Genomic DNA, 15271 nt, shown 5'->3' on the forward strand with positions numbered 1-15271 from the left:
CGCCGATTCGTGCCCGCCCCTCTTAGAATTGATCCTATGACCAACGTATTTGCTCGACTGCTATCGTTCGGGTTTTGTCTCCTCTTTACCGGAGCAGTGTTTGCGGAAGATGCGAACAATCTGCCTTTGATTGATCTTTCTTCCCAGACGGATCGTCACGTCGTGATCGCTGCGGGAACGCCACAGGTCTATCAAGGTCATCCGACGACGCTCCGATTGCCCGGCAGCGACACGCTGTTTTGTGTTTGGTGTGTTAATCACGGTGGTGCTGCTGGCCCGATGGCGAAAAGCACTGATGGCGGGCGTAGCTGGTCGCGTTTGGATGCGATTTTGCCGGAGGGTTTTTCCACGCACCAGAATTGCCCCAGTATCTATCGCATGATTGATCCGGAAGGCGTCGCCCGTTTGTGGGTCTTCTCAGCTGCCCTGGGCAAACGAGGTGGGCCGGGTATGCCCAGCATCATGAGTGAGGACGACGGCAAGACCTGGAAGGAGATGCCTCCGCTAGGGTTTCCATGCGTTATGACATTCAGCAGTATCATCCGTTTGCACGATGGTCGCTATCTTGGTCTGTATCACAAAGGCCCAGACGGAAAAGATCGCGCACCTCTCGAAGTGATGCAGTCGATCACGTCGGACGGCGGTTTGACTTGGTCCACGCCAAAGGTGGTAGCGGCAGTCGAAGGCAAAAATCCTTGTGAGCCCTTTGTCTTGCGTTCGCCAGACGGGAACGAACTGTGTTGTTTGATGCGAGAAAACACGCACAAGGGCCGAAGTTTGATGATGTTCTCTCATGATGAAGGGCAAACATGGTCGACTCCCCGCGAGACGGCTTGGGGGCTGACCGGTGACCGTCACATGGGAATCCAAGCAGCCGATGGCCGGTGGGTGATTGCTTTTCGAGACCAAGCACTCCAAAGCAAGACAAAAGGCCACTTCGTTGCTTGGGTAGGAACCTACGATGATATTAAGCAGGCTCGCCCCGGACAGTATCGAGTCAAGTTACTGCATAGCCATGCGAGGAATGTGATGGATTGCGGCTATCCCGGGATGGAGCGGTTGAGCGACGGAACGCTTGTCGCAACTACCTACATCCAATATCAGCCGGGGTCGGACAAGCATTCCATCGTTAGCACACGCTTTCAGCTTTCCGAAATCGATCAAATGGCGAACGCACAGTAGCTATTGCTTATCTTCGAATCTTCTCTCTGGCAGGCTGCTACATCTGATGATCGTTAACCAACTGCACCAAGCTCTGCATGACGGATCGCCCGTCTTTGGAACCTTGATCGTTTCGACTTCACCTCGATGGCCCGATGCGGTTCGCGACAGTGAGCTCGACTTTGTCTTCATCGACACTGAGCACATTGCTATCGATCGATCGCAATTGAGTTGGATGTGTCAGGCGTATTCCGCGATCGGGTTACCGCCGCTGGTTCGTATTCCCTCCCCGGATCCTTACACAGCGACGATTGTTTTGGATGGTGGTGCCAAAGGCGTGATCGCTCCTTACGTTGAGTCGGCCGATCAAGTCCGTGCTCTTCGCGGTGCGGTGAAGCTGCGACCCATCAAAGGCGATAAGCTTGATCGGATGCTGGCGGGGGAGTCCGCTGAACCGGAGCTTGTCAAATACATCGAAGCATCGGCGAATGAACGGTTACTGATCGTCAATATTGAAAGTTGCGCAGGGATCGAGGCTCTCGATGAAATCTTGACGGTCCCCGATCTGGACGCCGTTTTGATTGGACCTCACGATCTGACGTGCAGCCTGGGAATTCCAGAGCAATACGACCATCCGAAATTTCTTGCCGCCTGTGAAACGATCTTCGTCAAGGCACGTGCTGCAGGCGTGGGCGCTGGAATCCACTTCTGGGGATCCGCCGAGCAGCACGCCCACCTTATGAAGTTGGGCGCGAACATGCTCATTCAAAGCGGCGACATTTCGCTTTTTCAAAAGCACCTGCGACTGGAGATTGCCGCGGTCAAGAAAGCGATGGGCCTGGATACCAAAGCAGCCACGACCGAACAGGTTCAGGTCTAACGCAACGACGACTGCAAAGCTTCAAGATGTCGAAGCTTTGGGGGTTCGGGCTTCGGGGGGCCGGGCTGTCGGGGTTTTGAGGCGGCAAAAGCTCTCGCAATTCCCTTTTTCAGCGTTCTGGTCCCGACGTCGCTTACCTGCCTTATCGTCTCTCGAACCTTGGTTTACCCACTACTAGAATCATTGTTGGCAATCTATGAAATTTCATATTCAACTGTTCGTCCTTGTTACGTCCTTCGCGTTTCTTCCTGGCACTTTGTTTAGCCAGGAGTTGTCGATTGAGCGGAGTCTGGTTGCCGAGGGAGATGCTGATTGGGACTGGACACAAGCCCGAACCGCATTCGTTCCTGGTCGTGGTGGTCTGGCCGTTACCACCATGTCACGTACGTCGAAGAAAGGATCGCACGGTTACCACGACGTGTTCTTAGCCGCGTCGCGTGACCACGGTGTTACCTGGGACTTGCCTCGTGTGATCCCGACACTGAAGCGTCAGCGGCAAGCGGATGGATACGACGTCGTTGCAGGCGATCTTTGGCCGAACTGGCACGCTGCCTCGGGGAAGATTCTTCTCAATGGGAAGACCTTCAACTTCGCCGGCGGCACGAAAGAGAACTACCTGCGCGAAAAAGTGTTCTACGCCGTGATCGATCCGGATTCATTGCAGTGCGGTGAACTGAAAACTCTGGAGCTTCCGGAGAAAGATCACGCTGGTCACCCGATCATCGCCCCTAACGCGGGATGTCACCAATCCGCGATTCTTGCCAACGGCGACATTTTGCTACCGATCCGGTATCAGCGTAGTGCAAAACAGCGTGTTTACACATCCATCGTGGCTCGTTGTCGTTTTGATGGCGAGAAGTTGACCTATGTTGAGCACGGAACCGAGCATTCGATCCCGAAGCAACGCGGGCTGTACGAACCGTCCGTTTACCAATTTAAGGGACAAACGTTCTTAACCCTGCGTGCGGACGACGGAGCTTATGTGGCAAGGAGTGACGATGGGATCCACTACACCGACCACATTGCGTGGAAGTTTGACGACGGTACTTTGCTCGGTAGCCACAACACGCAACAACACTGGGCCGACATCGGCGGCAAACTCTATCTGGTATACACGCGAAGGAACGGGAAGAACGATCACGTCCTGCGAAACCGGGCACCTCTTTACATCGCTCAAGTCGACCCTCAGCGATTGCACGTGATCCGTCATACCGAACAAGTTCTGGTGCCCGAGAACCACGCGGCACTCGGAAACTCGGGCGTTGTTCGAATCAATGACCAGGAATCTTGGATCACGGTTGCCGAAGCTCTCATTCAAATTGGTAAACGCAAGGGACAAAACAACCGGGTCCTGCTGGTTAAGGTTTCGTCCTCCTGAGGTGTTTGGGTAGGGTGCGTGCTAGCACGCACCCTACGAGATCTAGCACGCACCCTACGAGTTTTGATGCGAATTAGCATGTCTTCACCCTCAGAAATCGCCGACGTTCTCAGAACGAGAATCTTGTTGTTAGGTTAGGATAAGACATGAATTGTGCATGGTTTTGTACAGTTGTGCCTGTGGTTTGTGCATGGGCGTGTTAAAAATGAGCAGGTGATGCGCCGTGCGGTGGCAGCGTCGACCGTTAGCACGTAACTCGTGGCAAGATTGGTTTTTGACGGAAAAAAGCAAGGAATTTCTTCGGATTGGTTGGGGGACATCACGTGCGCTAGCGGTTGTCTAAGGTGAGTTGGCAACCATTGATAGCAAAACTTCTAAAACGCCAAATGTCAGTGGTGGTGCTTCCGGGATCGGATGGTCCGCGGGTTGCTTTTGACCAGGTCTCAAGACGCACCCGGTCTCAACCATGTGCACCGAAGCGACCTCGATGGTCTTCGGTGAAACTCCGGCCAACCTGGTGAACTGAGATGTTCGGGATGCGTTGATAAGTTCGATTGGCACCCGTTATGCCATTCACCCGTTGCCGCAATCTAAGGAAGTGCCGTGAGCATTCGTACCTACAAACACCCGAGTTCCCGTCCAGGTTTTACGCTTGTTGAATTGCTAGTGGTTATCGCCATTATCGGAGTCCTCGTGGGGCTGTTGCTGCCTGCGGTGCAGTCGGCACGTGAAGCGGCACGACGGATGTCATGCAGCAATAAGATGCGCCAGTTAGCGCTGGCTTGTCATAACTATGAAAGCACCTTCAAGCAGTTCCCAGCATCGGCGGACAATTCAAACTTCGTCGGCGTCGGCCGAACTTGGATTCGAAGCATCATGCCGTACGTCGAGCAGGCGGAGCTGGATAACGACAAATTGGAACTCTACGGGCCTGACTTTGATCCTGAGGCGATCAAGGCTGAAGTCACAATCCTTAATTGCCCGAGCGATCCACTTTCCGAAGACCCGGTCAATGTAGGTTTCGGAGCTACCGTGATCGCGACCAGCTCAGGGACGAACTATTTCGGAAACGCCGGGCACTACGGACGGTCGTCGAACCAATATCACGGCACGGACCCGTCCGGATGGAGAGGTTTTCCGGCGGTATTCAAATTTTCGGCCGATGGGATGTTCCATAGTGCACGTTCCGCGTTCGGTCCGGTCCGGTTTGCGTCCGTATTGGACGGAACGAGCAACACATTGCTTGTAGGGGAACGGGGTCTGTTTCCGCAGAAAGCCGGCTCGGTTCAAACCGGCGGTTGGTTGACGACTTATACCGGTGCACCGTTTGGTGTGGGGCACTCGGTTCTATGCTACGACTCCCCCGATGAGTCTTCCGGCGGTGGATTCGTGCCGTATTACGGTTTTCCGGTTAACTCCGACGGTGTGGGCGGTCCGCTTGACGACGAGGACATGACCGGTGGGCTCGGGAACCTGCCCGACAATGATGAAAACTTCTTCTTCAGCTATCACACCGGTGGTTCGCACTTCGTACTGGCCGACGGATCGACCCGCTTCGTCACCTACTCGATCGCCCAAGACGTCCTGACCGCTTATCTCACCAAAGCCGGTCACGAAGTCAACAAGTTTGATCAGTAAATCGTTTTAAACGACTTATAAGAAATGAGTCGATGTGGGAGGCGTCCCGAGCCGGCGTCTCCCGCGTACTGTCCTCTACCGGATCACTTGAAGCGTGATTCGCATATGTTTTGCACGAGTGTCTCGCGGCACTGGTGTCGCTTCAACGCTTCCACTTTCCGTTACGTCAAAAAGGAATCGCCAATCCCATGCATGAGTCTTTCGCTATCCCTCTCCGCAACCGTCTGCTTTCCATTTTACTGTTGAGTCCACTTTGCACGATTGTTGCTTGCAGCCCGTCTGGAATTTCGTTTTCCGGGACTGTCAACGTTGACGGGAAAGCCGTCGAAAAGGGGAAGCTCAGTTTAGTACCTAAATCAGGCGTCGACTCGCCGCCCGCGATGACACCAATCATCGACGGGCAATTCACTGTGCCGCCCTCGTCGTTGTTGCGAGAAGGGCAGTTTGATGTTCGCGTGGTTATCACGGCGGACCGCGGCCCGAAACCTGAGTTAACGTTCTTGCGACCGGACAACCGAGCTGCGTTAGGAACTGCGTTGAGCCAGGCGTTGAAAAATGCCCCGCCCCCTGAAGAAAGCTTCACAACCGATCTCGTTGTGGACCGGGCATCCGAAAACGTCTCGCTGCAATTCGTTCGTTAAGCGAATTTGTTTGCATCTTCATACCGCAATTCCACATTGCGGTCGTGGCGGCAGGGGACGTGGCTGCAGGATAAATGCTGCAGGATAAATGCTGCAGAATACATGCCGCAGGGTACGTGGCGGTTGCGGTGGCACTGCGTCTGGACTACACCCGCGGGTAGTGATCGTGTTAGGGATTGCTGCCGTCAATGCACTGCTAGGTCGGACCGGCTATTTTTTTGGGCCGTCTGTCTAGCCACTCTCATCAAGTCCTAGGTCCGTTGGCCAACCAGCCATCAGTCGTTCCGTTCGAATCGTTTATGCTGAATCCGTTCATGAAGATATGTTACGTCGTCTTTGCTCTGTTCTTGTCCTCGATCACCAGTGCCGGTTCGCTGCCATTGGTGCCGCCGCCTACTGAGGCGTCGATCGACGGTACATCAAAGTTGTTGCTGCCAGACACCATTACGGTTCGAGCGATCGGTGATGAAGCTTGGGCCGACCATCTCGCGATCACAGGTGTGCTGGTTAATCGAATCACTAGCGGCGCTCATCAGCTTTTACCAGTCGATGATGCGAACGCCTTCATGACGGTAACTAAGGTCGACACGCTCGCTCCGGAGGCCTACACGCTACAGGTCTCCGATCTGGGGATTTTGCTGGAAGCTTCGACTCTGAAGGGGCTAGCCCATGGCACCGCGACTTTCATGCAACTGATTGGCGCAAGCGACGACGGTCGGTTGCCACACCTCGTGATTCGGGACGCGCCCAAGTTGTCATATCGCAACTTCATGATCGATATGGGACGCAATCCGCACAGTCTGGAGTTGTTGAAAGAAACCATCGACCTGCTTTGGTTCTACAAAGTGGATTCCGCCCAGCTTCATTTAACCGATGACCAACGAATCGCGTTCCCGTCGACCGCCTTCCCGGATCTTTGGGACGGCATGATTTCGTTGGATGAGTTCAAAGAGCTCGAAGCGTACGCGGTCGCTCGGGGTGTCACGCTGATTCCTGAATTGGAAGTCCCTGGTCACTCAGCGTTGCTTTTGAAACGATACCCCGATGTGTTCGGGAAGTCGGGGACGGAGTTGTCCAGCAGCGATAAAGCGTTGCAGGGAATCAAAACCTTGCTGGACGAAATGATGGAAGTGTTTGCGTCGACGCCCTTCATCCATATCGGGGGCGATGAAGCGTTCGGTGTGCCTGAGGATGCTCAACGTGATTTGATCAACAAACTTCATGCGTATTTGAAGTCCAAGGGAAAGCAGACTTTGGTTTGGGAGGGACCACGGCCTGGTACGGGTGCCAACCAAGTCAATCGAGAAGTGATCCATATCAACTGGAGAACGATCAACTATCCGGCTGACCAAATGCTGGAGGATGGCTACCGGGTCGTTAACGCGGCATGGGATCCGTTGTACTTGGTGGATCACTACCCACGCACCAACTTTACGATGACGTCGCCTCAACATCTCTATGAGACGTTGACGTTGACGCGGTTCAAACACGTTAACCCCGGAATTCGCACGTATGCTAAGCCGATTGAGGTTGCCGATACGGATCAGCTAATCGGATTTTGCATGCCCTGGTGGGAAGGTCGAGAAGAGAACTACCTGCCTCAGGTGGTACCGCGTTTGATCCCGTTCGCGGAGGTTGCGTGGAACCCGGCGATCCGTCGTGAATATTCCGACTTTGAGCAGCGGAGTGAACGAACTGAGGGCATTCGGCGATCGGCGTTTTATCCTGTTGCAATCCAGGCGTCTGAATTGGCGATTCCTGCCGATGGTGTTTTCCGAAACGAGACGGTTGTCTCGCTATGGGCTGGCTCGATGGCCAGTGACCTAGCCGATTCATCGTTGGCGATTCACTACACATTGGACGGTTCCGAACCTGATATCACCTCACCGCGATATCAAACGCCTATCCCGTTAGCCCGCTCCGCTACCGTTCGAGCCGTCTTGTTTTCGGGCTCGAAACCGGTTGGTCATGGTAGCCGGCGCAATTTCACCATGGTTGAACCCACGGGCAATCTTGCTTTGGGTAAGCCGGTGACCTCCAGCGTTTCTTCGGGCAGTCCTTTCTCGATCGAACGGATTACCGACGGTGGGACGAATAACCTTGATTTCTATCTGGGCTATCCCGCAACGCCGGAGCCGATTTCGATCACGATTGACCTGGAGGCAATTCAATCGGTGAGCCGCGTCGATGTGCACGCTTACACGGTGAGTGGTTCGTTCGAAAAATACACAGTCGAAGTTTCGGCGGACGGATCGACTTTTGATGAAATCGCGTCACGGTTGGAAAAACCGGCGAATCCAATGCCGCTGGTGCAACACGATTTCAGTCCTCGTGACGTCCGCTTCGTGAGAATCCGCAGTCATGGTAACCGCGGTTATGTCTTTGATTCGTTTTCAAAGATTGTCGAGGTTCAGGTGTTTTGAGGGATAGGGATAGGGTGCGTGCTAGCACGCACCCTATGGATTGAGGCAAAGTGTTGGGTGAAAAGGATTGGCCCATCAGCCCCCGACGTATGCGAAGTTTTGTAGAATTACGGGGCACGACATGGCGAACGCGTAGAGCTTAGCAACGTGCAAGCGAATGGCTTCACGTCGCTGGGCCGCCCGTCGCTGGGCCGACTTTCATTGCCTGTTCTTGGTGAACTTTCTATGGCGCTCGACAACTCTCTCGGCACCGGGGTGTATTACGAGACCGACGATTACGCGGGGTTCTTGCAGCGTGTTGCAGTCTTGTTGATTGACTCGATTGTTTTGGTTCTGATGGGAACGGTGCTTTGGTTTTTGGTCCTGCCGATTTCTCTTACGGTTGCTCCAGAAGAGGATCCTTCCAAGTTCTTCCTGCCGCTCTGGTCCTTGCTCACCTGGGCTTATCTCGTTCCGTTGAAACGCTCTCGCTTTCGAACGGTTGCCTACCGCTTGCTTGGTCTAAAGATCGTGTCGACCCAAGGAGATCGGCCTTCGCTATTCCGAATGACGTTGCGAATGTTGATGTGGGGTTTCGGCCCGTTCAATTTCATGGTTGATCTGTTATGGCTTGGGGCGGATACCGAGGGGCAATCGCTACGCGACTGCTACGTCGGCACTTATGTCGTTCGCAATGGAGCTAAGCCGATTGGATTCGCCCCGATGCATCTAACCCGCTACAACGGCGCAGGGTTAACAGTGGCTTACCCGCGAGTTTGCCGCCCTGTGCCTGCAATTGCTTCGGAGCGTTAAATCTACGGGACACCGAATGGTGGCGGGGGCGATAGGAAATGATGCGATGTGAAAGTGGCTGGACTATTCGCTCACTCGTTTTGCGGTTTGGCGAATTCCGTTTTGGAAGAGTTCCAGTGACGTGCACTGACCGTCGGAGTTGATTTGGAAGGTCAGGTTTGCGTCGACGACTTTGTAGTACCACTGTGTATCCGATTTGGCATACACCCAGTGGGTTGGTTGATTGGTGATGCCGACCATCAGTTTGTCGTTCTGGACCCTAACATCGAAGATGAAATTGGGGGCGAGTTGGTAGCGTCCTTCCAATCGCTGCATCTTTTCCTTTGGCACGTCGACGGACGTTTGCTTTTCTAGATGCACCGGCTCGACGTTTGAGCCTGCCAGCATCCGCATGATCTGTTCGGCAAGTGGATCGACCTGGTCACAGGCCGTGTTGCAAAGGACGACGACGGCAATCTTCAAAGGTCGATGGATCATTAGCATCGAACGGAATCCGCCAGTGCCTCCGTTGTGCCAATGGGTTTCGCCATCGCGGGCGAAGTGCCACCCCAGACCCATCGCAAAGTTACCATCGGAACTCGCTTGATGTTGCTGCCACGCCAATTCAATCGCCTCGCCTATTTCGCTTTCAGGCGGGGCGAGGTTTGCCTGGGCGAAGATCAGCATGTCATGAACGTTGCTGCGAATACCGCCTGCACCGGGTTGGTCAGCGAATTCCCACGTGCTGGTAGCGTTCAAATCCGAATCGAACGGAGTCGCCAATCTCGCACGCATGGCGTCGGTGAGGTCCACGGAGGTCGAATGCATTTTCAGCGGGCCGGTGATCTTTTCTTCCAACAATTGGTCGTATGAACGTTGTTCATTGCGACAGATCAGGTTCCCAAGCAACGCAACGGCTAGATTGGAATACTCGCTTTCGCCTCCAGGGGCACGCCGGAGTTTGTGAGTTTGCAGGAACTCAAATGCTTGTTGGGACGTGTAGGTGGCGTAGGGGTTGTTGGAGGTGAGATCCGGCATGTTGTCTGCCAAACGTGGCAAGCCGGAGCGATGCGTGGCGAGGTGCTTTAAGGTGATCGGATTTTTCGGCCAAGCCGGCATCTCCATGCCGTCGGGCAACAGTTCATCGGCAGGTTGTTCCAGTTCCAATCGGCTTTGAGCCACGGCATCGGCCAACATCAGTCCGGTGAAGACTTTGGTTATCGAGCCGATTTCGTAGATCGTTTGGTCAGTCGCTTGTGAACCGCCTTCGGAAGTCTTCCCAAGGTGAAGGGAAAAGTTCTTGTTGCCCTTGATCACGCCGATCGATAGCCCCATTGCTCGCTCGGCATTGACTAACGGTTCGGCAAGTTGGCGAATTTGCCCTTTCCAATCCTCTGCACGCGTGATGCTGGGCGAGCAGAGAAGCACCACCCAAAAGAGCGCGAGGTAGCGTGGCATGATTGGGACCGATGTTTGTTCGAGGTGAGAAGGCTGGGGCGGTGAAGCGGGCTTCATGGTGTGCCATCGGTTGGGAGCTGTCAAATAAACCTTGGTGTGGGGGATGGGATCATGGGTAGGGTGCGTGCTAGCACGCACCCTACGGTTTTTGGGCGGAAGTTGGACGTGTTAGGAATACTTTTGGGGGAATCCTTGGTAACGCTGGCGTTGGTTCGGTGAAAAGCCGTGTTTTGGGGGGGCTTATGCGTTTAGAAACGGATTTGTTTTCTTGCTTAGGCATTTGCAAAAGGTCTTCGGTCACTGGATAGAGTCTGTTAGAATATATGGACTGCGATTCGCCCGGATTCCCCACACTGGGCGGCACCCTACCCTACTTCGCAGTCCCACCACGCCCTTCCCACCTACATGAACGATTGAGTTGCCCGACTGGGAACCTGGAGAGAATCCGGTTCAGTCGCCAAACAATCGCCCTGCCCGTGACCATTCATTGCACCCTGCCGGGATCTCGATGGCCTCGCACGCTTCTAAAGCTTACGAGTGTGTTGGTGGCGTTCATGCTTCCAAACGCCACCGCCGACGAGAAGGTCTCGACGGAATCGATAGTGACCAAGCCATCGATGGTCGAACTGTCAGATTGGGAGACCACCGGTTTTCTAAAGCTGGAAGAGTTTTGCCTGGATTGTCACAACGCGGACTATCAAGAAGCGGAAGTCGATCTTTCCTTGCTGAGCACTGCGGCCAAGATTCGCGATAATAGCGAACTGGCAATGCATTCGATCAGCATGATTCGGTTTGGTGCAATGCCGCCGGAAGATGCGGCGCTGCCAACAACCGAAGAGCGACGAGAGCTGGCCGACCAGCTCGACGACCTGGTTTACCACGCCACATGTGACTTGCGGCCGAAGCCGGGACGTGTGACGGCGCGTCGATTGAACCGAGCGGAATACAACAACGCGATTCGCGATCTGTTTGGGATGGATCTTCGCCCGGCTGATCAGTTCCCTTCGGACGAAGTCGGTGGTGGCTTTGATAACAACGCCGACGTGTTATCGCTTTCGACGATGTTGATGGAGAAATATTTGCAAGCGGGTGAGACCGTTGCCTCGGCTGTCATCGTAGATCCGGCTACCTTGCCGTCGATCAAGAAGACTTTTGCAGATAAGACGCTGCATACGCTTGGTGATGCCAAGCTTGCCTCCTTCGGTGAATGGTACATTCGCGGCGACGGTATGGTTTGGGTGCAAGTAGAGGTACCTGTCGAGGGTGATTACTCGGTCGAGGTTCGTGGTGGAACGAACATACGCCGCCCTTCTAAATCGAAGGGTGATGATCAGTCGGCGGGTGACGATAAGTCGAAAGAGGCTCGCGAAAAGGAAACTGACGACAAGAAGGACGAAGCAGTAAACCGTTGCGTGATGGTGCACGATCAGACCGGGAGTTTGATCGACATATTGGACTTTGGCTATCAAGAAAAGAGCGGGCCGAACGATAGTGAGTCTTTTCGCGTGACTCTGAAACCCGGCAAGCATCGCTTTTTCTTTTCGCCGACCGATACTTGGGTTGATGAGCTGGCAAAACGCGAGGATCGGAAAGATCCATGGCGAATTGGCGAGTCCGTATCGCAGCGCGTGCAGTCGCTGTCCGACGATGAATTTGCGAAGAGCGTGTTGCCGGCTGACGCCGAACTACAGGCAACGCGTCGGATATCCGATGACGAGTACAACTTCAAGTTTAAGTCGGTCTCCATTAATGGTCCGCATGTAAGCACACGTAAGGACCTGCCGGCAACTCAGAAGCGATTGCTGCCGCGGATGGCACGTCAACGTCATGATCGTTGGGAAGATGTCGAAAAGGCGGCGACGACGAATTTAGAGCCGCTGATGCGACGTGCTTTTCGTCGGGAAGTGAGTGACGAAGAGGTTAGACGGTACGCGATCCTGGTGACTGACGCGACAGACCGGCATGAATCGTTTTACGTCGGGATGCAGCATGCGATCACCGCGGTTCTATGCTCACCGAGTTTTCTGTTTCGGATCGAGTTGCCTGATTCAGACAAGGCACGCGAAAAGGCTGAGGCTGGCGAAGCGGCTCCGTTGTCTTCAGCTCAATTGGCCAGCCGGTTGTCGTTCTTTCTTTGGAGTAGCATCCCGGATGATTCGTTGCTTCACGCGGCAAAGCAGAACGAGTTAGTTGATCTGAAGAAGCGACGCCACCACGTTCACCGCATGCTCGGCGATCCAAAGTCAAATTCCCTGGGCGAGCAGTTCGCGACGCAATGGTTTGGTTTGGGCAACCTGAACGCTCGCGACATGTCGGCGTTTCGAAATGGGAAGAAGAGCTCCTCGATTACGGTCGATGACTTGGCGTCGGAAACCCACGCTTTGTTCAATCATGTATTGAAGGACAATCTTCCCGTAACTGAGTTGCTGACCGCGGACTACACGTTTGTTAACCAGGCACTGGCCGACTGGTATGGAGTGGAACTGCCTGACAACGACAATCGTTCGAAACTGCAGAAGGTGTCTTTGGTTGACGCTGGCCGTCGCGGGATCCTGGGCCATGCTGGCGTGTTGACTCTAACCAGTTATCCAACGCGGAATTCACCGGTGCTTCGTGGTAAGTGGATCCTTGAAAACGTGCTGGGCACGCCTCCGCCAGAGGCACCGCCGAATGTTCCTGAATTGGAAGAAACCAAAACGGCTTCGGCTGACGCGACCCTTCGCGAGCAATTGGAGTTACACCGTGCGGACCCGGGGTGTGCGTCTTGCCATCGAGTCATGGACGCATTGGGATTCGGCTTGGAAACAATGGACCATTTGGGACGACTTCGCCCGCCCAGTGATCCTTCGGTTGCAGATGCCAACGGCGAACTGCCCGGTGGTCGTTCGTTCCGAGGAGCGATGGAATTAAGCGAGATGTTGGCAAACACGGAAACCCGGCGGTTTGCTGACACGACCGTTCGAAGAATGATGTCGTTCGCGATTGGCCGCGAATTGCGTCCCGCCGATCGATGTTTCGTTGAAGCCATTTTGGATGACACCCAAAGCGATGGTTTTCGATTGCGTGATCTGATTGAAGGCGTGATCAATAGCCCGCCGTTTTTGACTACCAGCTCGCTGACTCAGTGATTGCGTTTTTGTCCTCGTTGTTTGTTCCGTTTTATTTTCCGACTGTCGTAGCCTCGAAATCGTTCCAGCCTTCCTTCCCGCCCATGGCTTCAAGCCTGAACCAAGGAAAGTCCTATGAAAGACACGATGAACGTTCCCAACCAACCTAACGCCATCGTTCAAATTGGATCGTCGCGATTGAGTCGACGAACGATGTTGCGGGCGTCGGGGCTAGCCCTTGGATTGCCATTGCTTGAGGCAATGACACCGGCGGGACGCAGTGCCTACGCATCGCGAGAAGCGTTGCAGATCACTGACGTGTCTCGCCCAGTTCGTATGGCGTGCGTGTTCTTTCCAAATGGTGTCATCCAACCGGCGTGGCGTCCGAAGGTCGAAGGCGATGAATGGGAACTTGGGGATACGCTGAAGCCGTTGGCTCCGTTCCAGAACAAGCTCAACGTGATCTCAAACCTTGCTCATGAAAACGGTCGGTCGGGTAAAGACGGCGCCGGTGATCATGCTCGTGGAGGTTCCACTTTCTTGACGGCGGCTCGTCCGGTGAAGACAAGCAGCAACATTCGGCTAGGCATCTCGCTCGACCAAGTCGCGGCAACCGCGTTGGCGGGGCAAACCCGCTTGCCATCGATTGAACTGGGGCTGAATGGCAGCCGAAACGCGGGCAGTTGCGATTCGGGGTATAGCTGTGCCTACTCTTCGAACATTTCGTGGAAGAACGAAACGCAACCGATGCCGAAGGAAACAATTCCTCGGTTTGCGTTCGAACGCATGTTCGGTAGCGGCGACGCGACGCTGGAACGAAAGCGGCGTTTGGCTCGCCGGAGTATCTTGGATGTGGTTCGCGGCGATGCCGAGCGGCTGATGAAGCAAGTCGGCCGCACCGACAAGCGGAAGCTGGACGAATACTTCACCAGCGTTCGTGAGATCGAAACTCGGATTGAACGGACCGAAGAAGAGGATCGCAAGTCGTTGCCGGATTTGGATGTTCCGATGGGGCGTGTGACTGCGTTCCGTGAGCACGCACGATTGATGTATGACTTGATGGTTGTTGGCTTTCAAACCGATACGACTCGCGTGGCGACGTTCATGCTGGATACTGCCGGTGGGAACCGCACTTATCCAGAGATCGGTGTGAAGGAAGCTCACCACGGGTTGAGTCACCATCGCAACAAAACCGAAACGGTCGACAAGATTCAGAAGATTGACCATTATTTGGTCGAGCAGTTCGCGTACTTCCTCGAGCGGCTGGAGTCGATCGAAGAGAGCGGTGGTACGTTGTTGGACAACTCGGTCGTGCTTTACGGCAGCGGGCTGGGCGACGGCAACCGCCACACCCACCATGACCTGCCGATCGTGTTGGCTGGCGGTGGCGGCGGGCAAATCACAACCGGCCGTTACTTGCAAGCTCCGGAAGAGACTCCGATGGCCAACCTGTTCCTGAGCATGTTGGACGTCGTCGGCACGCCCGCGGAACAAATTGGGGATAGCACGGGACGTTTGAAGTTGGCGTAGGCGGCGTAGCGGTATAGCACACACGTCCCTGGATCCACCCTGCCGGCCTATCGAAACACGGTCTTCAACGAGTGACCAAGTCGCTGCGGCTCCGGATTTGCACGTCTTCGTCCACCAATAATCGTGCGGATTGTCGCGCCGTCTGTGTCACGGTTGACCGCTTATTTCGGTGTTGTGGTGGCACGACTGGGTAAAACGTCGTTTCAGTTGCCGGGTACAGAATTTGCTTTCAGTCTTGTGTCTGTCATCACAGGCGGTGAGTGATGACTTCCTTCCATCCACAA

General features: G+C 54.5%; 10 protein-coding genes. 9 read left to right on the forward strand and 1 reads right to left on the reverse strand.

Annotation, left to right across the window (positions count from 1 at the left end; all coding sequences use genetic code 11):
• Window positions 1-36: 36 nt before the first annotated feature.
• The 7 genes from ACR3ZL_RS12520 (at window position 37) to ACR3ZL_RS12550 (ending at window position 8913) form a co-directional block, all read left to right on the forward strand.
• Entirely contained in the window at window positions 37-1182 is a 1146-nt protein-coding gene (locus ACR3ZL_RS12520) for a sialidase family protein (RefSeq protein WP_473652812.1), read from the forward strand.
• A 46-nt stretch (window positions 1183-1228) separates the two neighbouring features.
• Window positions 1229-2041: an HpcH/HpaI aldolase family protein gene (locus ACR3ZL_RS12525; protein WP_473652811.1), complete on the forward strand. Its 813-nt coding sequence runs from the start codon at window positions 1229-1231 to the stop codon at window positions 2039-2041.
• A 196-nt stretch (window positions 2042-2237) separates the two neighbouring features.
• The gene (locus ACR3ZL_RS12530; RefSeq protein ID WP_473652810.1) at window positions 2238-3419 is read left to right on the forward strand and encodes a sialidase family protein; all 1182 of its coding nucleotides are present in this window, start codon (window positions 2238-2240) and stop codon (window positions 3417-3419) included.
• 603 nt (window positions 3420-4022) lie between these two features.
• Window positions 4023-5057, forward strand: a complete 1035-nt coding sequence (locus tag ACR3ZL_RS12535) for a DUF1559 family PulG-like putative transporter (RefSeq protein WP_486173506.1) — start codon at window positions 4023-4025, stop codon at window positions 5055-5057.
• Window positions 5058-5245: 188 nt separating this feature from the next.
• A complete protein-coding gene (locus ACR3ZL_RS12540; RefSeq protein ID WP_486173507.1) occupies window positions 5246-5698 on the forward strand; it encodes a hypothetical protein in 453 nt (150 codons plus the stop codon).
• A 314-nt stretch (window positions 5699-6012) separates the two neighbouring features.
• Complete coding sequence (locus ACR3ZL_RS12545; RefSeq protein ID WP_486173508.1) at window positions 6013-8121, forward strand: family 20 glycosylhydrolase; 2109 nt, start codon at window positions 6013-6015, stop codon at window positions 8119-8121.
• Between the two features lie 225 nt (window positions 8122-8346).
• The gene (locus ACR3ZL_RS12550; protein WP_473652807.1) at window positions 8347-8913 is read left to right on the forward strand and encodes an RDD family protein; all 567 of its coding nucleotides are present in this window, start codon (window positions 8347-8349) and stop codon (window positions 8911-8913) included.
• Window positions 8914-8976: 63 nt separating this feature from the next.
• On the opposite strand, the gene ACR3ZL_RS12555 is transcribed toward ACR3ZL_RS12550, so the two are convergent.
• Complete coding sequence (locus ACR3ZL_RS12555; RefSeq protein WP_486173509.1) at window positions 8977-10407, reverse strand: serine hydrolase; 1431 nt, start codon at window positions 10405-10407, stop codon at window positions 8977-8979.
• Between the two features lie 560 nt (window positions 10408-10967).
• On the opposite strand from ACR3ZL_RS12555, the gene ACR3ZL_RS12560 reads away from it, so the two are divergent.
• Together ACR3ZL_RS12560 and ACR3ZL_RS12565 are read left to right on the forward strand one after the other, a co-directional pair.
• Window positions 10968-13478, forward strand: coding sequence for a DUF1592 domain-containing protein (locus tag ACR3ZL_RS12560; RefSeq protein WP_486173581.1), 2511 nt, complete (start codon window positions 10968-10970; stop codon window positions 13476-13478).
• Window positions 13479-13592: 114 nt separating this feature from the next.
• Window positions 13593-14987 (forward strand): DUF1552 domain-containing protein, encoded by a 1395-nt coding sequence (locus tag ACR3ZL_RS12565; RefSeq protein WP_473652805.1) that lies wholly within the window; start codon window positions 13593-13595, stop codon window positions 14985-14987.
• The last annotated feature ends 284 nt before the right edge of the window (window positions 14988-15271 follow it).

This window comes from Rhodopirellula sp. J20-39 (assembly GCF_057365095.1).

Excerpts from the sequence above, each read along its gene's own strand:
- ACR3ZL_RS12520 (WP_473652812.1), top strand. The coding sequence starts at position 37 with ATGACCAACGTATTTGCTCGACTGCTATCGTTCGGGTTTTGTCTCCTC.
- ACR3ZL_RS12525 (WP_473652811.1), top strand. The coding sequence starts at position 1,229 with ATGATCGTTAACCAACTGCACCAAGCTCTGCATGACGGATCGCCCGTC.
- ACR3ZL_RS12530 (WP_473652810.1), top strand. The coding sequence starts at position 2,238 with ATGAAATTTCATATTCAACTGTTCGTCCTTGTTACGTCCTTCGCGTTT.
- ACR3ZL_RS12540 (WP_486173507.1), top strand. The coding sequence starts at position 5,246 with ATGCATGAGTCTTTCGCTATCCCTCTCCGCAACCGTCTGCTTTCCATT.
- ACR3ZL_RS12545 (WP_486173508.1), top strand. The coding sequence starts at position 6,013 with ATGAAGATATGTTACGTCGTCTTTGCTCTGTTCTTGTCCTCGATCACC.
- ACR3ZL_RS12550 (WP_473652807.1), top strand. The coding sequence starts at position 8,347 with ATGGCGCTCGACAACTCTCTCGGCACCGGGGTGTATTACGAGACCGAC.
- ACR3ZL_RS12555 (WP_486173509.1), bottom strand. The coding sequence starts at position 10,407 with ATGAAGCCCGCTTCACCGCCCCAGCCTTCTCACCTCGAACAAACATCG.
- ACR3ZL_RS12560 (WP_486173581.1), top strand. The coding sequence starts at position 10,968 with ATGGTCGAACTGTCAGATTGGGAGACCACCGGTTTTCTAAAGCTGGAA.
- ACR3ZL_RS12565 (WP_473652805.1), top strand. The coding sequence starts at position 13,593 with ATGAAAGACACGATGAACGTTCCCAACCAACCTAACGCCATCGTTCAA.